Genomic DNA, 17,576 nt, shown 5'->3' on the forward strand with positions numbered 1-17,576 from the left:
GACGCCGTGTCGACATCGGCGCGGCACAGTCGCCGCCATGGCACGAGCTCAACCGACCCCGCAGGCCGTTCGACACGGGCAGCACCTGCCCGCGTTGGACGGCCTGCGGGGTGTCGCGATCGTGGGGGTGCTGCTGTTCCACACCGGGTACCTGGCCGGCGGTTTCCTCGGGGTGGACCTGTTCTTCGCCCTGTCCGGCTACCTGATCACCGACCAGCTGCTCCGGGAGGCCGAGTCGACCGGGACGGTGTCGCTGGTCGCGTTCTGGGGACGGCGGGCCCGGCGGCTGTTGCCGGCGCTGGCGACCATGCTCGCCGGGGTCACGCTGCTGGTGTGGTGGGTGGGGCCGCCGGACCTGGTGCGGACGACGCTCGCCGACGGGCCGTGGGTGCAGCTGAACCTGGTGAACTGGCACCTGCTGGCGGAGTCGGCCGGCTACTGGGACCGGTTCGGGGCGGCCAGGGTGTTCGAGCACCTGTGGAGCATCGCGGTCGAGGAGCAGTTCTACCTGGTGTGGCCGGTGCTCGTTGCCGTGTGGTGGCGGCGGGCCGCGGCGGTCGCGGCGGTGATCTCGGTCGTCTCGCTGGTGGCGATGGTCGTGCTCGTCGATCCGGCGGACCCGACCCGGGTCTACACCGGCACCGACACGCGCGCGTTCTCGCTGTTGCTGGGTGCCGTGGTCGCGACCCCGCCGGTACGTGCCTTGCTGGGCCGGGTGGCCGCCCGGTGGGTGGGTTCCGTGCTGGCGTCGCTGGCGGCCGGCATCGGGGTGGCGTGGCTGGTGGCCGACGGGGTGGGCTCGTCGTGGCTGTTCCGCGGCGGGCTGTTCGCGCACTCGCTGGCGAGCGCGGTGCTGGTCGGGCTGTGTGTGCGGGTTCCGGACGCGGTGGTCGCCAGGGTCCTCACGTGGCGGCCGTTGCGCTGGTTGGGGCTGGTCTCCTACAGCCTCTACCTGTGGCACTGGCCCGTGTTCGTGCTGCTGGCCGCGCAGAGCGCCTGGCTCAGGATCGGCGTGGCGGTCGGTCTGGCCGCGTTGTCGAGGTACCTGGTGGAGGATCCGGTCCGGTTCCGTGCCGGGTGGGCGCGGGGGCGTGGCGGGGTGGTCGCGTTCGTGGCGGTCATGGCCGGGCTCGCGGTGTTGTGGTTGGTGCTGCCCGCGCCGGCGCCGCCGGTCGTGGACGTCACCGAGCTCAACTGAGCAGCGGGCAGGTCCGCAGCCTGGCCGACTCGGGCGTGGGTTGGGTGAAGGTGACGCGCACCTTGACGGTTCGCGGTCCGCCGCTCTGCACGTGCACGCCCAGTGCCGTGCAGACGATCTGGTCGATGCCGAGTGGGGTCACGTCGCCGGTCGTGAGCGGTGTCATCAGCTGGATCACGCCGGGGGTGGTGATCACCGGGACGCGGGTGGTGCCGACCGCCGCGATGTCGGTGTGCAGGGACGAGTCGCCGACGCCGGACAGGAGCAGTGCCATCGCGTCGGAGATCGTGCCGAGCCGGTCGGTCTCCCGCAGCTGCGGCGTGAGCGCGTCGTGGGTGTCGAGGAAGTAGAGGGTCACCCCGGGTGCCACGCCGGTCGGGGCGTCGCCGGCGTCGGTCACGCCGGAGGGTTGGACACCGCAGCCGGCGAGCAGCAGTGCGGCCAGTGCCGGCCAGAGCCGCCTCACGTGTCCTCCCGTGGCAGCCGCAGCACGAACCGGGCGCCGCCATCGGCGTTGCCGGCGGTGAGGTCGCCGCCGTGGAGGCGGGCGTTCTCCAGTGCGATGGCCAGGCCGAGCCCGCTGCCCGGGGTGCGGGTGCGGGCGGCGTCGGCCTTGTAGAAGCGGTCGAACACGTGCGGCAGCACGTGCTCGGGCAGGCCGGGCCCGTGGTCGGTGACCTCGACCCACACGTGTTGCTGGTCGGTCCGGACGTGGACGCGCACCGGCGGCCGGCCGTGGCGCAGCGCGTTGCCGACGAGGTTGGCGACGATGACGTCGAGCCGGCGCCGGTCCAGGCGGAGCCGGACCTCCCCCGGTGTCACGAGTTCGACGCGGTCGAGCCAGTCGCGGGCGCGGAGGCAGTCGCGTACGGCAGCGGTCACGTCGGCGTCCTCCAGGTGCGGCCGGGCGGTGCCGGCGTCGAAGCGGGACACCTCCATCAGGTCCTCGACGAGCCGGACCAGCCGGTGGGTCTCGGTGATCGCGAGCCGCGCGGACTCGCGGGTGTCGGGCGCCATGCCGTCGGTGCTGTCCGCGAGCACCTCCACCACGGCGGTGAGGGTGCTCAGCGGGGTGCGTAGCTCGTGGGAGACGTCGGCGGCGAACCTGCGGGCGTCGGCCTGCATGCGGCGCATCGCCGTCATCGAGGCCTGCACCGACTCGGCCATCTCGTTGACGGTGCCGGTCAGCTGGGCCAGTTCGTCGGTGCCCAGGGGTGGCGTCCGCGCGTCGAGGTCGCCGGCGGCGAGCCGGCGGGCGGTGTCGCGCAGGTCGCGTACCGGGCGGAGGACGCTGCCGGCGGCGAGCAGTGCGAGCAGGACCGCCATCGGCAGCGCGAGGGCGGCGGTGACGACGGCGGAGGTGGTGAGTCCGTCGATCTGCTGGTCGACGCCGCTGAGGTCGTGCATGGTGTAGACCTCGATGCCGGACGGGGTGCGGGTGCCGTCCGGTGCGGTGATCGTGATGGGTGTGCCGACGAGCAGCCATGGTGTGCCGTCGGCGATGACACGCTGGGTGGCGAGCCGGTGCCGGGTGCGGACGGCGGCGCGCAGCTCGCCGGTGACCAGGCCGGCCTCGCCGGACCGCAGGTTCCCGTAGGTCACCAGGGTGTTCGGGCCGGCGGCCGCGCGGAGCCGGTCGAGGGCGCCCTGGTCTGGCGGGTAGGTCAGCTGGGCGGTGATCGCGGTGAGCTGGCCCGCGGTCGTCTCGGTGACGCGGCGTTCGGTGGAGGTGACCAGGGCGGTGCTGGCCGACTCGGCGCTCGACCAGGCCGCCGCGGCGGCGCCGAGCACGGTGACCAGCACGAACGCGATCAGGAGCCGGGCGCGTAGGCCCAGTCGTCTGGTCACACCGGTCCGAACCGGTAGCCGAACCCGCGCACGGTCTGCACGTACGCCGGCACGGCCGGGTTGGTCTCGACCTTGGCCCGCAGGCGTTGCACGCAGTTGTCGACCAGGCGGGAGTCGCCGAGGTAGTCGTGCTCCCAGACCTCCTCGAGCAGTTGCTGGCGGGTGAACACGCGGCCGGGGGCGCGGGAGAGGGTGAGCAGGAGCCGCAGCTCGGTGGGCGTGAGCGGGACCGGCTCGCCGCGCCGGGACACCGTGAGCGCGGCGGTGTCGATGCGCAGGTCCCCGTGCACGCGCACACCGTCGGGGGTGGTGCGGCGAAGCACCGCGCGGATCCGCGCGTCGAGCACCGTGGGCTGGGCCGGTTTGACGACGTAGTCGTCCGCGCCGGCCGCGAGCCCGCCGATGACGTCGAAGTCGTCGCCGCGGGCGGTCAGCATGATCACCGGTAGCTGGCCGGCGGCCCGGATGCGGCGGCAGACCTCGACGCCGTCGATGCCGGGCAGCATGAGGTCGAGCAGCACGATGTCCGGGGGTGCCGTGCGCAGTTCGCGCAGGCCGTCCTCGCCGCTGTCGGCGGTGCGGACGTCGTGACCGTGTCTGCCCAGGGCGAGCTGTAGCCCGCGCCGCACCAGGGGATCGTCCTCGACAAGCAGAATGGCCGCCACGGCGTCGAGTATGGACATGATCGGGCGGTCCGTGGCGGTCCTGCGACAGAACCGGGACATGGCGGCGGCGGGGCGGGGACACGGCGCCGGCACTGTCGGGGCCATGACCAAGACGTTCGTTCTCGGCCTCGTCCTGCTGACCGCTGCCTGTTCCACCGCTGCCTGTTCCACCGCGACGGAGCCGCCGCCCGGCCCGGGCCTGTCGAAGGTGCTGTTGATGGGCGACTCCATCGCGGCGGGCGAGGCACTGCCCCTGGCCGAGGCGCTGGACGCCAGCGGCGTCACCTTCGAGTCGATCGCGTCCGACGGCGGCGGGAACGTCGTGGGCCCGTTCTCGCCGGAGAACTGGCGCACGCTGCCGGAGCGGATCGAGTCGGCGCGGCCCGACGTGGTCGTCTACCAGCTCACCACCTACGACTGGGGTAGCCGGGAGGAGCAGCGGGCCGGGTACAGGAGGCTGCTGACCACGGTGACCGGCGTGGGCGCCCGGCTGGTGTTCGTCACGGCGCCGCCGATCAGGCCGGACGACTTCTACCGGCCGCACATGGCCGACCTGGACCGTGCTCCCGCGGTGGCCCGGGAGGTCGCCTCGTCGGGCAAGGCGACCGTGCTCGACGCGAGCGCGGTGTGGGGCGGCACGTACCAGCGGGTGCGGGACGGCAAGGCCGACCGCGGCGCGGACGGCGTGCACACCTGCCCGCAGGGCGCCGCCCGGTTCACCGACTGGCTGCTCCACGAGCTGGCGACGCTGTACCCGGGCTTCACCCCCGCGACAGCGCGGCGGTGGGCCAACACCGGCTGGTCGGCGGACATCCACTTCAGGGGCTGCTGAGCACCCGGAATAGCGCTCCCGGTGGCGCCGTTGCGCTCGACAGGTGGGTTGGTGGCGGAGAGGGGTCGCCCGGTGAGCGGCGAGTTGCGGTTCGAGGTGCTCGGTCCGGTCCGTGCCTGGGTGGGTGACCACGAACTGGCGCTCGGCACCCCGCAACAGCGCGCCATCCTCGGCATCCTGCTCCTGCGCGGCGGCGCCACCGCCACCCTTGACCAGCTGATCAACGGGGTCTGGGGCCCGACCGCGCCGCGCGCCGCCGTCGGCGTCATCCGCTCCTACGTCTCACGGCTGCGGCGGGTGCTGCCCCGGGGCGTCATCGAGTCCGCGGGCGGCGGTTACTCGCTGCGGGCCACGAGTCTCGACCTCACCGAGTTCGCCCGGCACGTCGAGGCGGCCCGCGGCGCCGAGCCGCACGTCGCCGCCCGTGAGCTGCGGGCCGCGCTCCTGCTCTGGCGCGGCACCCCGCTCGCCGGCGTCAACGGCGACTACGCCGAGTTCGAGCGCACGCGCCTCACCCAGGTCCGCCTCGCCGTCGTCGAGGACCTCGCCGCCGCCGACATCGAGTCCGGCCGCCCCGTCGAGGCCGCCGCCGCGCTCGCGGAGGTCATCGCCGAGCAGCCCTTGCGGGAACGACCCCGGGAACTGCTCATGCTCGCCCACTACCGAGCCGGGCGGCAGGCCGACGCGCTCGCCGTGTTCGCCCAGATCCAGCAGTTGCTCGCCGACGAGCTGGGCCTCGACCCCGGACCCGGGCTGCGGGAGGCGCAGCGCCGCATCCTCGCCGCCGATCCCGGGCTCGCGGCCCGCGGCGCCGGCGGTGTCAGCCAGCTGCCGCCCGACCTGCCGGACTTCACCGGCCGTGCCGACGAGATCGCCGCCATCGTCGACACACTCGACCGGGTTCCCGTCGTCGGCATCGAAGGGCTGGCCGGGATCGGCAAGACCGCGCTCGCCGTCCACATCGGACATTCGATGGCCGAGCAGTTCCCGGACGGGCGACTGTTCGTCGACCTGCGCGCCACCCCGGACCCGCTCGCCGCGCTGCTGCGTGCCGTCGGTGTCACCGACCTCCCGGCGGCCGCCGAGCGGCCCGCGCTCTGGCGCGCCCACACCGCGGGGCGCCGCCTGCTGGTCGTGCTCGACAACGCCGATGCGGCCGACCAGCTCGGCGAGCTCATGCCCGCGAGCGGGTCGGCCGTGTTGATCACCGCTCGCCGACTCCTCTACGGCGTCCCCTACGCCCGCTGGCGCACGCTCACCGGACTGCGCCCGGACGAGTCGATGGCGCTGCTCGAACGGATCATCGGGGAGCGGGTGCGCCGTGAGCCCGACCGCGCCCGCGAGCTCGTGGTCACCCTCGCCGGCCTGCCGCAGGTCCTCGCCGCGGTCGGCGCCCGGGTCGCGTCGCGTCCGGAGTGGACGCTCGCCGCGGCCCGGGACCGGCTCGGGCACCTGCCGCCGGAGGCACCCGTGCAGCGCCCGGAGTGCGGCGCGATCCAGGGACCGTACGAGTCCGCGCTGGCCGACCTGTCGCCGGCGCAGGCCAGGGCGTTCCGGCTGCTCGGGGTCGCCGACGGCCCGGACATCTCGCTCGCCGCGGCCGCCGCGGTGCTGGACCGCCCGGTGGGGGAGACCGCCGCGTTGCTCGAGTCGCTGGTGGACGTGCACCTGCTCGAGCTGTCGGACGTGGACCGGTACTACTTCCACGGTCCGGTGCGGGCCTTCGCCCGTGGCCGGGCCGAGCTCGACGACGGTCCAGCCGCGGTGCGGGCCGCGTTGACCCGGCTGGTCCGCTTCTACAGTGGAGTGGCCACGACGGCCTAGGATCATCGTGTGCGTACGTCCATGTCCGTCGGGGTGGACACGACGGATTTCCTGGCCGACCCGATCGGGCCGGCGACCGTCGCGCGGGCCCTCGTGCACCAGCCCGGTGAGGGCAGGCTGCTGTGGGCGGCCTACGCCACGACCCACTGCTTCGACATCCCGGGCCTGAACCCGGACGGCACGTCGCCGTCGCACGGCGGTGGGCTCCCCGCGTTCGACGAGGACGGGCCCGACCTGGTCGTGTGGGGTCCGGCACCGGACTGCCTCGCGCACCGGTACGTGCGGGACATCCCGTCGGCGAGCTCGCGGCGGCTGTGGACGCTCACTCCGCAGCGCCTCGCCCTGCACACCGCGCTCACGCCGCCGCCGCGGGAGGAGGACGTCCCGCAGGCCGGGTTCCTGGCGAAGGCGGCCAGCGGGCTGGCGAAGATCGGCCGCGAGCTGGCGGAGCGGGTCTCCGAGCACCGGCTGCGGTTCGGCGCGAACGTGGCGGACGAGCCGGTTGCGTTGCCGGCGCTGGAGCCGGTGGCCGAGATCCCGCGGTCGCGGATCGTCGGGATCGAGGCGGCGCACCGCGGGTCCGCGCCGGTGCTGCGGTTGCGGCTGGTCGACCGGTCGGGCATCGACTTCCTGGTGGGGATGACCGACCTCGACGAGTGCGAGTACGCCGCCGGCCTGTCGAACGGGGAGCCGTCGTTGCGGCCGGGTGCGCGTGCGGAGTGGGTGGCGAAGCTCGCGGAGAAGTCCCGCATGCTGGCCGAGCGCCTGGTGGGGCCGGGTGAGCAGGTGTTGCTGGCGGGCACGGCGAACCACGGGTACGCGGGGGTGCAGCTGGGGCGGGAGCTGCGGCTGCCGCACGTGCCGATCGGGCGGATGCCGGTCCTGAACGTGCCGACGCCGCGGTGGCCGCGGCCGGCTGCGACGTCGCAGCAGTCGAGCGGCTGGCTGGACGACCCGACGATCGCGTTCTGGGCGCAGGCCGACCGCGCGGACCGGGACGCGGTGGTGCTGGCGGACATGCTGGCGCACACGCGCGGGGTCGCCCGGCTGGTGGTGACGCGTGCCCGGCTGGCGTTGGTCGCGGCGACGAAGCTGCTGGCGACGCCCCCCGACCCGGTGCCGCCGTTGACGACGGTGCTGGAGCTGCCGCCGAGCCGGATCCGCGGGATCGTCGCGGAGTTCGCTGGCCGCAGCCTGCCGCCGAAACCGTTGCTGCGCCTGGACTTCCGGGACGGTTCGACGTTGCGGCTGCGTGACCCGATCGCGGCCCGGCAGGCCGCGGCGCTGTAGTTCCGCGCCTCCGCCGCGACCCGGCGGCCTAGAGAACCTCGGGCTCCGGGTTGCCGACCGCGCGGATGGCCCGGCGGACCGGGACGAAGAACATCAGTACCAGGCCGACGAAGAAGAAAACCACCAGCGAGATGATCGCCGGCCGGTACGAGCCCGTCGCGCCGGCGATGGCCGCGAACAGCAGCGGCCCCATCCACGACGTCGCCCGCTCGCCGATCTCGTAGATCGAGAAGTACTGGGCCTCCTTGCCCGCCGGCACCATCTGGCTGAACAGCGACCGCGACAGCGCGTTCGTCCCACCCAGCACCAGCCCGATCCCGCCGGCGAGCACATAGAACTGCAGCGCCTGCCCGGCCTGCACGAAGTAGGCGTACGCGATCACGACCACCCACACCGTCAGGCTCATCATGATCGTCCGCTTCGCGCCGAACCGCCTGGCCACCAGACCGTGCAGCACCCCGCCGACGAACGCCACGAACTGGACGATGAGGATCGTCGAGATCAGCACCGTGTCGTCGAAGTTCAGTTCCTCCGAGCCGTACTGGGCCGACACGTTCGCGACCGTCGCGATGCCGTCGGTGTAGATCAGGTAGGTGCCCAGGAACGCCAGGGTCAGTGGGTAGGCCCGCGCGAGCCGCACCGTGCCGCGCAGCTCCCGGAACCCGCCGAGGATCACGTTGCCGGTCCCGTGTTCGTGTCCGTGCGCCTTCTGGTGGTCCTTCAGGCGGCGCAGCGGGATGAGCGTGAACGCCGCCCACCAGATCCCGGAGGTCAGGAACGCGATCTGCGCGGCGTTGCCCTCGGACAGCCCCAGCGCGTCCCGGCCCAGGTAGATGATCAGCTGCAGCAGCAGTGCGCAACCGGAACCCAGGTAGCCGAACGCCCATCCGCGGGTCGAGAGCCCGTCGCGTTCGTCGGCGGTCGCGATCTCGGGGATGAACGAGTAGTAGATCACCACCGACGTGCCGTAGCCGATGTTGCCCAGGATGAACAGCACCACCCCGAGCTGCCAGTTCGTGCCGGCCACCAGTGCCATCAGCGCGGTGGCGGTCGCGCCGCCGAACGCGAAGATCGCGAGCATCCGCTTCTTGTGCTGCCCGCGGTCGGCGATGGCGCCCATGAGCGGCACCACGAGTACCTGGATGACCGTCGCCGCGGCCAGCAGGTAGCCCCACAGCGATCCCGCCTGGAAGTGCAGGCCCAGGATGCCGATCTGGCAGTCGACGAGCTTGTTCGTACCGCCGTCGCCGTCGGACGGGCACGGGTTCGGGCCGTTGGTCGCCTTGTCCGCGATGGCCGCATCGGCCGCGACCGCGGTCAGGTACAGGGACCCGAACACGGTGATCACCGAGGTCGGGAACACCGAGTTCGCCCAGTCGTACCAGACCCAGCCGCGTTGTTCCCGCTTGCGGTCCGGGACGCTGGGCAGCGTCTCCTGGCCGTCGTCGACCACGCTCATCGATCCTCCGCGGGAAAACTGGAACTGGCACGCGGACCTTACAACCCGGAAGGTGAACGGTGATCGTCTCGGCCGTGGCCGATGCGAAAGAGTGCCCTGTGACGGATGTTGTGGAGGTGACGGAGACAGGCGGCCCCGCCGCCTGTCTGCCGGATCGGCCTATCGGTTGGCGGAGCCCGCGCCGCGGTTGCGCCTGAGCAGGAACGACGCGAACCCGATCACCGCCACCCCGCCCGCGATCACCAGCCAGGCCGGCAGGTCGGTGCCCGGCGGGTCCGCGGTCTCGTGGGCCCGGGTGGCGACGTCCGGCGCCGACGTCGTGGTCAGGTCGCTGCCGGGCCCGAACGTCTCCGCGTCGGCCGCGACGGGCGGGAACGACGGGTGCACGGGACCCCAGTCGTAGGGTGCCCGTCCCTTCACCTGGCTGGGCGCGATCCTGACCGACCCCGGCACGCTGACCTCCGCGACGACCGGGTCGGGCATGATCACGTCGTGCTGGGAGGCGATGGTCCACCTCCCGTCGTGCGGGAACGTCACCTCCGCCGAGTAGTGCCCGGCCGTCCGCGCCTTGACGCCGGGGAAGTCGACGACCGTGCCGTCCTCGTCGGTGGCCCGCAGCGAGGTCGGGCCGAGGTCGCCGCCCTGGTACGGGTACGAGCCGTGCTGGAGGATCCAGTAGCCGAACGTGTAGGTCACGCTGGACCGGACCGTCGCGGGCGGCGGGTCCAGCAGGGTCTCCTCCCAGTTGCCCGCGCTGGCGGGCGTGGTCATGACCAGTCCGGCGGCGAGCGCGGTCAGGGTGACCACAAGGATTCTTCTCATGTTCCGACTACACCGCCGGAACCTCCTCGGTTCCGGCGGTGTACCAGGTGTAGTTCGGCCGAGGAGAACACGACGGACGAGACCGAGGCGGTAGAGCGGGCACAGGCAGGTGACCGGGACGCGTACGCGTTCCTGGTCGCCCGCCACAGCGCGCTCGCGCACCGGACCGCCTACCTCCTCGGCGCCGGTCACGAGGCCGAGGACGTGACCCAGGAGGCGTTCGTGAAGGCGTACCGCGCCCTCGACACCTTCCGCGCCGGGTCCGCGTTCCGGCCGTGGCTGCTGCGCATCGTGGCCAACGAGGCCCGTAACCTGCACCGGACGTGGCGGCGCCGCTCGTCGCTGGAACTGCGGCTGGCGATCCGACCCGACCAGGCCGACGCGGACCCGTCACCCGAGCAGTCCGCGGTCGCGGCCACCACGAACGCGATCCTGCTGGCCGCGGTCAACGCCATGCCCGACCGCGACCGGCTGGTGCTGACCTGCCGCTACTTCCTGGACCTGTCCGAGTCCGAGACCGCGCAGGTGCTGGCCTGGCCACGCGGCTCGGTCAAGTCACGCCTGTCCCGCGCGCTGGTCAAGCTCCGCCGCGCGCTGCCGTCCGAGCTGGCGGAGGAGGTGGCCCCGTGACCGACGATCTCGAGACCGCCCTCCGCACGCTGGGCACCCACCTCGACGTGCCCGAGACCCCCGACCTGTCCGGCATGTCCGACGCGGTGCTGGCCCGCCTCGACGAGAAGCCGAGCCCGAGATGGCGCCGGGTTGTCGTGGCCGCCGTCGCCGCGGTGGTGGCGCTCGCGACGGCGATGGTCGTGTCCCCGGCGGTCCGCGCCGCCGTCTACGACCTGCTGCGCATCGGCGACGTGGAGATCCACGAGAACGAGCCGGCACCGGTCAGCCCGGCGCCGCCGGTCGAGTTCGGCGAGCACGCGGTCACCCTGGCCGAGGCACGCCGGGAACTGGACTTTCCCCTGCGGCTGCCCAAGGATCTCGGCCTGCCGGCGACCGTCCTGCTCATCGACGGCGCCCGGGTCGTGTCGATGGCGTTCACCACGGCCCACGGCCCGGTCCGCGTCGACGAGTTCGACGGCGGCCTCGACCCCATCTTCACGAAGTTCACCAGGGCCGACGACGTGCACCACGTGACCGTGGCCGGCACGCCGGCCGTGTGGGTCGACCGCCCGCACCCCGTCCTCTACAACGACCGCGACGGCGTCCTGCACGAGGAGAGCGCCCGCATCGCCGGCAGCACGCTGATCTTCGAGAAGGACGGCGTCACCTACCGCGTGGAGGGCGAGCTCACCGAGCGACAGGCGATCGAGATCGCCGAGTCACTGCGCTAGGTTTCGCCCCGCCCACAACCCTCGCGACCGCAACACGTCCCGCAGCACGGCCGGCTTGTCGGTCATCAGCCCGTCCACACCGAGGTCGATCAGCTCGTGCATCTGGTCCGGCTCGTCGATGGTCCACACGTGCACCTCGATACCGCGCCGGCGCGCGGCCGAGACCAGCCGCCTGTCCACCACGGTGAGCCGCCCCTGCCGTGCCGGCACCTGCGCGATCCGCTGATGTCCTCGGCGCCCGGTCACGAACCCCGGCAGCCGGCCCGCCGCCCACAGCCGTGCGATCGCCCGCGTGCCCATCGAGGTCAGCAGCCCCTCACCGGCGTGGCGCCGCACCTGTTCCAGCCGCGCCTCGGAGAACGACGCCACGCACACCCGCCCGAACGCGTTCGTCCGGCGCAGCACCTCGACCAGGGGCTGGATCGCCCGCTCCGCCTTCACGTCGATGTTGAACAACGCGTCCGGCAGCTCCTCCAGCACGTCCTCCAGCCGGCTCACCGGCTCCCGGCCACCGATCTTCGCGGTACGCACGACCCGCCACGGCGACCGGGCGACCACGCCCACCCGGTCGGTCGTCCGGTCCAGGACCCGGTCGTGCTGCACGACGACCACACCGTCCGACGTGGCGTGGACGTCGGTCTCCACGTAGTGATAGCCCTCGGCCACCGCGCGCCGGAACGCCGAGAGGGAGTTCTCCATCCCCGCCAGGTCCCCGTGGTGCCAGCCGCGGTGCACGAACGCCCTCGGGTACGGCCCGCTGAGAAACGCGTGGTCATGCACACTGTCCAGTGTGAACCAACGGCGTGGCTCGTGGGTGGCTGGCCAGTTGCCGGATAGCGTCGCAGACATGAGGTTCGTGCGGTGATCACTCCAGAAAGGGTTAGGACCGTCCGCCACTGTGGATGGTGCGGCCAGCAGCTGACAGCGGCCGGCGGTTCGGCAGGCGACACCGGCGGCAGGACCGCCAAGGTCGGCAGGCCCCGCCGCTACTGCTCCCAGTCCTGCCGCCAGCGCGCCTACGAGCGCCGCTCGGCCGTGCAACGCGGCGGCTTACCCGAGGACGCCGTCGTGCTGTCCGCCGCGGAGCTCGCCGACCTGCAGGATCGCCTGTTCCAGCTGCGCTGCGCCGCCGAGGACGTGGTCACCGCGGCCGACGACGGCGCCGGTCCCGGGGAGCTCAAGTCCCTCGCCGCCGCGGTGGTCGAGAATGCCCATGGGCTGGAGCGGCTGCGCTGAGGCCGCTCGTTCGACTACCCTTCGTGCGCAATCGCAGACAGACGACCCCAAGGGCACTCCGAATGGACATCGACGGCACCTCAATGAGTGAGGTGCTGGACGCGGCGGACATGGCGTTCGCGGTCACCGACCAGCGCTGCCAGATCCGCTGGGTGAACCGTGTCATGGCTGAGCTGCTGGAACTCGACCCCACCCAGTGCACCGGCCGATCCCTGCCCGCCCTGCTCGCGGGCGCGCCGGAAGGCCCGCACGCCGGACTCGTGCTGTCCGTGCGCGCGGGGGAGGGCCGGCACCGCTGGCTCGAGGTCCGCTGTGACACGCTCGACGACGGCTACCTCTATCGAGTGATGGACGTCACACGATGGCAGGAACAGAGCGTCGACCCGGCCGAACGGGACGAGTGGCAGAAGGCACTCATCCGCATGGCCGACGAGGACCCGCTCACCGGCCTGCTCAACCGCCGCGCCCTCACCAGGGAGCTGGAACGCCACCTCGCGCTCGGCCGCGAGGGCGCGCTGCTCCTGTTGGACCTGGACAACTTCAAGGACATCAACGACCTGCGCGGCCACCCGGCCGGCGACCGGGTCATGTGCACGCTCGCCAACGTGCTGCGCGACCGCCTCGGCAGCGTCGACGGCAGCGGCCACGTCCTGGGCCGCCTCGGCGGCGACGAGTTCGCCATAGTCCTGCGCGACGCCGACGAGGCCACCGCGGTCCGCATCGCCGACCGGCTCCGCAACGCCGTCGCCAACATCCCGCTCACCGGCGGCGTCGGCACCACCCAGATCACCATCAGCGCCGGCGTCGCCCGCTTCGGCACCGGCGAGGGCTGGCAGGCCGTCCTCGCCAACGCCGACCTCGCGCTGTACGCGTCCAAGGACGCCGGCCGCAACCGCGTCACCGTCTACGAGCAGGGCCACTACGCCGACACCGCCATGCGCGTGACCGTGCTCGACCGCCTGCGCAACGCGCTCGCCAACGGCGGCCTGGAACTGCACGCCATGCCGATGGTCAAGCTCGGCAGCAACCGCGTCGTCGGCCACGAACTGCTGCTGCGCATGGAGGACGGCCACGAACCGCGGCTGGGACCGGGGGAGTTCCTGCCCGCCGCCGAACGCAGCGGCCTCGTGCTGGAGATCGACCGCTGGGTCGCCGGCATCGCCATCGACGCGCTCGTCGCCCACCCCTACCCGGGCCTGCGGTTCAACGTCAACGTCTCCGGCCGCACCCTCGAGGACGAGGACTTCGGCGACTACGTGCTCGACCGCATCGCCGCCGCCGGCGTCGCCCCCGGCCGGCTCGGGTTCGAGATCACCGAGACCGCCGCGGTCACCAACCTCACCGCGGCCCGCATGCTCGCCCAGCAGCTGCGAGCCAGCGGCTGCCGCATCTCCCTGGACGACTTCGGCGCCGGCTTCGGCTCGTTCGTACACCTCAAGCAGCTCCCGATCACCGGGGTGAAGATCGACGGCGAGTTCGTCCGCGCCATCGACTACGGCAGCCGCGACACCGTGCTCGTACAGGGAATCGTGGACATCGCCCGCGGGCTCGGCGTGTCCGTGGTCGCCGAGTGGGTCGAACGCGCCACCCAGGTCGACGCGCTCAAACGGCTCGGTGTCCGGGTCGCACAGGGCTTCCACCTCGGCAAGCCGGAACCGCTGCGTGAGCTGCTCGCCCGCCCACACGGCACCTGGATGCGCCGGCCCCGGCTGATCGGCAACGTCGAGGTCGACGACGAGCTGAACGGAGTGGAGCTCGGACAGGTCCCCGAGAACACCCCCTGAAAAGCACTACTCAACCACTGCTCAAGTGGCGCCGGGTACACATGAAGACACGACCTGTCAGGGTCGGTGGATACCCTTTTTTTGGGCGGTGGTGCACCATGTCCGGTTCGAATCCTTCGGCGGAGATCAGCGGACTGCAGATCTGCATCGTCAACACCGACGCCCAGATCGACGCGGCGCTGGACAACGGGGACCGGCGCGCGTTCCGGGTGTGGTGCCTGCGTAGGCAGTCTCTGATCGCCAGGGTGGAACGAGTGCTCGTCGAGGCCGCGACCGCCCAGGCCGCGTGACGTCTCCTCGGTCTCCTCGGACCCCGGTTATAACGTCACGTGACGTTTTAGTGCCGGGGTCAGGGGAGCGGCGGGGGAGCGCGCCATCCGTCTCAGAAGAACGTCCGCCGTGGCCTGGTCAGCGGGCAGAAACGCCTCCAGCACCAGCTCGGCCAGCGTGACGTCGGTGGCCGTCGCGAACGACGTCAACGTGGTGATCAGCCGGAGCTCACCGTCGGCCGACGCCAGCCGCATCGGCACCGCGAACCCGAGATGATCCGGCCCGGCCGGCGCCGCCGGCACGTACCCGGCCAGCTCATCGACGAACTCGTCCAGGCGTGGGTCCGGACTGCGCCGCGCCCTGGCACGCATGTTGTCGATGACATGACGGCCCCACTCGGCCATGTTCGCCACGCGGGGCGCGAGCCCGTCGGGGTGCAGCATGAGACGGATCAGGTTGACCGGCGGTTCGAGCAGCGCCGGTGAGACGTCCTCGGTGAACAGGTCGGTGGCGTCGTTGACGGCCACCACACGGCCGTACGGTGCGACGATGATCGCCGGGTACGGCAGATGGCCGTGCAGGATCTGTTCCAGGGCCCTCCGGACGGGCTCCAGGCCCGCCTCGTCGAATCCCGATTCGGTGAACACGGGCGCGTAGCCGGCCGCGGCGAGCAGGTCGTTGCGTTCCCGCAGCGAGAGCCCCAGGGACTCGGCGAGCCGGACCACGATCTCGCGTCCCGGCCGGGAACGGCCGCTCTCGATGAAGCTGACATGACGTTGCGTCGTACCGGCCAGCGAAGCCAGCTCCAGCTGACTGACACGACGGACCCGCCGCCAACGCCGTACCTCGGCGCCCACGGCGGTCTGCTCGATGGTGCTCACGCACGAGTTGTACCGGGCACCACCGACATCGAAGCGTTTTCCCGACCCCTGGCCATGTTCCGGTGTCAGCGGCGCACCCGATAGCGCAGGTGCAGCACCCGGTCGCCCTGAATCACCATGTCAGGTCCGTCCAACAGGTGCTGCGCGTCGACCGACCCGAAGTAGCGCTTGCCGGACCCGAACACCACGGGAACGACGTCCATGCGCACCTCGTCGACCAGCCCCGCGGCAAACACCTGGCCACCGACCTCGCCGGCGGCGACCTCGACCACGCGGCCACCCGCCAGTTCCTGTGCCTTGGCCACGGCCGCCTCGACGCCGTCGACGAAGTGGAACGGCGCCTCGGGGTTCCAGCCCTCGGGCGGCGGCCGGTGCGTCACGACGACCACGTGGTCGATCCCGCTCGGAGGCTTCCCGTCCCAGCCGTCGGTCAGGTCGAAGACGTGGCGACCGACGACTGTCACCCCGATCTGGTCCCAGTACGCCCGGGTGTGGTCGTAGGACGCCTGCGACACCCGCACCTCGCCGCTCTCGTCCAACGGGACGTCACCGCCTGTCAGCCAGTCGAACAGCGGTCCGGGCTGGTCGTTCTCGTCCGCGACGAAGCCGTCCACCGACACCGAGCTGTACATGACCACCGTGCCCACGGGGTTCTCCTCTGCTTTGGGGCCCCAAAGCTAGCGGCTCGTGAGCTGTCGCTCTTGTAGGAAATCAATCGGCCGGCAGCGGCCAGCCGTCCAGCACGTGGCCGGGATGTTCGCGCAGGAACCGCCGCCGGATCTCGATGTACCGGGTCGGTGTGAGCCCGGTGAACGCCCGGAACTCGTGGCCGAAGTGGGCCTGGTCGAAGTAGCCCGCCCTACCGGCGAGGTCGCCCCAGTCGACCGGGCCGGCGGGGTTGATCGCCAAGACGGTGGCGGCGAAGCGATGGGTGCGGGCCAGCCGCTTGGGCGTGACGCCGACGAGTTCCTTGAACCGCCGTGCCAGATGAGTGGTGCTGACACCGGCCGCCACGCTCAGGTCGCCGATCGCGACCGCCCCGCGGGTCGCCGCGATGACGCTGCTCATGTGGCGGACCAGCCCCAGGCCGGCGGTCTCGCACAGCCGTCGCATCAGCTCCGCCTCGAGCAGCGTCAGCATCTCGTGCGGTCCGTCCGCCGTGGCCAACCGGTCCCGCAGCCGCGCGGTGGCGGACCGGCCCCACACCTGCTCTATTGTCACCGGCCGGTCACACAGCTCGACAGCGGGCATCGGCAGGAACGGCGCCAGCCCCCACGGCTTGACGTGCACGCCGACGGACCGGGTCCGGGGTGGGTAGCCGAACTCGACGGCACGGCGGGGCGTGGTGACCATGCAGCCGTCGGCGTACTCGGCCGTCTCGATGTCGGTGCCGGCGCGGATTCGGAACGGCGCGCCCAGGTTGACGATGAGCAACGCTCCAGGCATCGGCGGCAGCGTCAGCCGGGCGTACGGCGACGCACCCTCCAGGTAGTAGAGGTCGTCGATCAGCCCGTCCAGGGGCGGTCGCGGCACTCTCGACACGTACTTCACGCGCACAGCATCGTCGACGCGACCAGGTGGTGCATCCGCCATCCCCTAAGTTCGATAATCGACATTATGTTAAGTAAATCGTTCGAGAGGTCCCCTCACCCGGCGAGCACCGCCAGATAGTGCGGGTTGGTCATGATGCCGACGACGTTGCCGAACGGGTCGACGACCGACGCGGTGACGAAGCCGTCGCCGCGTGGCGTGATGCCCTGCAACTCCTTGGCACCCAAGGAGATCAGCCGCGCGAGCGACCCCGCCAGGTCGTCCACGTGCCAGTTCATGATGACGCCGGCGGGACCGGTGCCGTGTGGCGCGAACCGGCTGTCGATGATCCCCAGCTCTGCCTGGTAGTCCCCGATCCGGTACTCGACGTACGCCGGTCCGCCGTCGAACTCGCGGCGGAAGTACGGCTCGACGCCCAGGACCTCGGTGTACCAGGCCTCGGCGGCGGTCATGTCGTCGGCGAAGTAGTTGATCGTGGCGAACCCACGGAACATGTCGTTGATCCCTTCTGTCTGGTCTGTTGGGCACCACTCTCCCTGTCAAAGTGCGCACCGAATGAGCACTTTTACGGCC

General features: G+C 71.9%; 19 protein-coding genes. 9 read left to right on the plus strand and 10 right to left on the minus strand.

Translation table 11 applies throughout. From position 1 onward, the window contains the following. Positions 1-37 precede the first annotated feature (37 nt). On the plus strand, positions 38-1,198 hold the full coding sequence (locus VET29_RS10115; protein ID WP_324918113.1) for an acyltransferase: 1,161 nt from the start codon (positions 38-40) through the stop codon (positions 1,196-1,198). Here VET29_RS10115 and VET29_RS10120 read toward each other — a convergent pair. The 3 genes from VET29_RS10120 to VET29_RS10130 are packed head-to-tail and all read right to left on the minus strand — an operon-like array spanning position 1,191 to position 3,711. Continuing rightward, entirely contained in the window at positions 1,191-1,664 is a 474-nt protein-coding gene (locus VET29_RS10120) for a hypothetical protein (RefSeq protein WP_324918116.1), read from the minus strand. The two genes, VET29_RS10115 and VET29_RS10120, sit on opposite strands and share 8 nt — an antisense overlap. After that, positions 1,661-3,046 (minus strand): HAMP domain-containing sensor histidine kinase, encoded by a 1,386-nt coding sequence (locus VET29_RS10125; RefSeq protein ID WP_324918119.1) that lies wholly within the window; start codon positions 3,044-3,046, stop codon positions 1,661-1,663. The genes VET29_RS10120 and VET29_RS10125 overlap by 4 nt, the downstream gene beginning before the upstream one ends. Continuing rightward, on the minus strand, positions 3,043-3,711 hold the full coding sequence (locus VET29_RS10130) for a response regulator transcription factor (protein ID WP_324918197.1): 669 nt from the start codon (positions 3,709-3,711) through the stop codon (positions 3,043-3,045). Before VET29_RS10130 ends, VET29_RS10125 begins: the two co-directional genes overlap by 4 nt. 103 nt (positions 3,712-3,814) lie before the next feature. Here VET29_RS10130 and VET29_RS10135 point away from each other — a divergent pair, with 103 nt between their 5' ends. Genes VET29_RS10135 through VET29_RS10145 form a run of 3 tightly spaced genes read left to right on the plus strand, consistent with a single transcriptional unit; the run spans position 3,815 to position 7,657 of the window. Further along, positions 3,815-4,543: an SGNH/GDSL hydrolase family protein gene (locus tag VET29_RS10135; RefSeq protein WP_324918122.1), complete on the plus strand. Its 729-nt coding sequence runs from the start codon at positions 3,815-3,817 to the stop codon at positions 4,541-4,543. Between the two features lie 51 nt (positions 4,544-4,594). After that, positions 4,595-6,367: an AfsR/SARP family transcriptional regulator gene (locus VET29_RS10140; protein ID WP_324918125.1), complete on the plus strand. Its 1,773-nt coding sequence runs from the start codon at positions 4,595-4,597 to the stop codon at positions 6,365-6,367. A 9-nt stretch (positions 6,368-6,376) separates the two neighbouring features. Continuing rightward, positions 6,377-7,657, plus strand: a complete 1,281-nt coding sequence (locus VET29_RS10145; RefSeq protein ID WP_324918128.1) for a hypothetical protein — start codon at positions 6,377-6,379, stop codon at positions 7,655-7,657. 28 nt (positions 7,658-7,685) lie between these two features. On the opposite strand, the gene VET29_RS10150 is transcribed toward VET29_RS10145, so the two are convergent. Further along, a complete protein-coding gene (locus VET29_RS10150) occupies positions 7,686-9,116 on the minus strand; it encodes an MFS transporter (RefSeq protein ID WP_324918132.1) in 1,431 nt (476 codons plus the stop codon). Positions 9,117-9,275: 159 nt separating this feature from the next. Then, on the minus strand, positions 9,276-9,938 hold the full coding sequence (locus VET29_RS10155; RefSeq protein ID WP_324918209.1) for a hypothetical protein: 663 nt from the start codon (positions 9,936-9,938) through the stop codon (positions 9,276-9,278). A gap of 132 nt (positions 9,939-10,070) precedes the next feature. Between VET29_RS10155 and VET29_RS10160 the strand changes: the two genes are divergently transcribed. Both VET29_RS10160 and VET29_RS10165 read left to right on the plus strand, forming a co-directional pair. Further along, on the plus strand, positions 10,071-10,568 hold the full coding sequence (locus VET29_RS10160; protein ID WP_324918200.1) for a sigma-70 family RNA polymerase sigma factor: 498 nt from the start codon (positions 10,071-10,073) through the stop codon (positions 10,566-10,568). Continuing rightward, entirely contained in the window at positions 10,565-11,281 is a 717-nt protein-coding gene (locus tag VET29_RS10165) for a hypothetical protein (RefSeq protein WP_324918138.1), read from the plus strand. The genes VET29_RS10160 and VET29_RS10165 overlap by 4 nt, the downstream gene beginning before the upstream one ends. On the opposite strand, the gene VET29_RS10170 is transcribed toward VET29_RS10165, so the two are convergent. After that, positions 11,270-12,061: a glycerophosphodiester phosphodiesterase family protein gene (locus tag VET29_RS10170; protein WP_324918141.1), complete on the minus strand. Its 792-nt coding sequence runs from the start codon at positions 12,059-12,061 to the stop codon at positions 11,270-11,272. The two genes, VET29_RS10165 and VET29_RS10170, sit on opposite strands and share 12 nt — an antisense overlap. Positions 12,062-12,142: 81 nt before the next feature. Between VET29_RS10170 and VET29_RS10175 the strand changes: the two genes are divergently transcribed. The 3 genes from VET29_RS10175 to VET29_RS10185 all read left to right on the plus strand — a co-directional run bounded on the left by VET29_RS10175 (position 12,143) and on the right by VET29_RS10185 (position 14,591). Beyond that, positions 12,143-12,517, plus strand: a complete 375-nt coding sequence (locus VET29_RS10175; RefSeq protein WP_414636476.1) for a hypothetical protein — start codon at positions 12,143-12,145, stop codon at positions 12,515-12,517. A gap of 83 nt (positions 12,518-12,600) precedes the next feature. Further along, on the plus strand, positions 12,601-14,301 hold the full coding sequence (locus VET29_RS10180) for a putative bifunctional diguanylate cyclase/phosphodiesterase (protein WP_324918147.1): 1,701 nt from the start codon (positions 12,601-12,603) through the stop codon (positions 14,299-14,301). Positions 14,302-14,399: 98 nt separating this feature from the next. Continuing rightward, positions 14,400-14,591, plus strand: coding sequence for a hypothetical protein (locus VET29_RS10185; protein WP_324918150.1), 192 nt, complete (start codon positions 14,400-14,402; stop codon positions 14,589-14,591). Between the two features lie 27 nt (positions 14,592-14,618). On the opposite strand, the gene VET29_RS10190 is transcribed toward VET29_RS10185, so the two are convergent. From VET29_RS10190 to VET29_RS10205, 4 genes are all read right to left on the minus strand, one after another. Continuing rightward, entirely contained in the window at positions 14,619-15,443 is an 825-nt protein-coding gene (locus VET29_RS10190) for a helix-turn-helix transcriptional regulator (RefSeq protein ID WP_414636477.1), read from the minus strand. A 74-nt stretch (positions 15,444-15,517) separates the two neighbouring features. Beyond that, positions 15,518-16,099, minus strand: a complete 582-nt coding sequence (locus VET29_RS10195; protein ID WP_324918156.1) for a dihydrofolate reductase family protein — start codon at positions 16,097-16,099, stop codon at positions 15,518-15,520. Positions 16,100-16,163: 64 nt separating this feature from the next. Continuing rightward, on the minus strand, positions 16,164-16,985 hold the full coding sequence (locus tag VET29_RS10200; protein ID WP_324918206.1) for a helix-turn-helix domain-containing protein: 822 nt from the start codon (positions 16,983-16,985) through the stop codon (positions 16,164-16,166). A gap of 113 nt (positions 16,986-17,098) precedes the next feature. Beyond that, on the minus strand, positions 17,099-17,497 hold the full coding sequence (locus VET29_RS10205) for a VOC family protein (RefSeq protein WP_324918159.1): 399 nt from the start codon (positions 17,495-17,497) through the stop codon (positions 17,099-17,101). Positions 17,498-17,576: the final 79 nt, after the last annotated feature.

This window comes from Actinophytocola sp. (assembly GCF_035634895.1).
GTDB lineage: Bacteria > Actinomycetota > Actinomycetes > Mycobacteriales > Pseudonocardiaceae > Actinophytocola.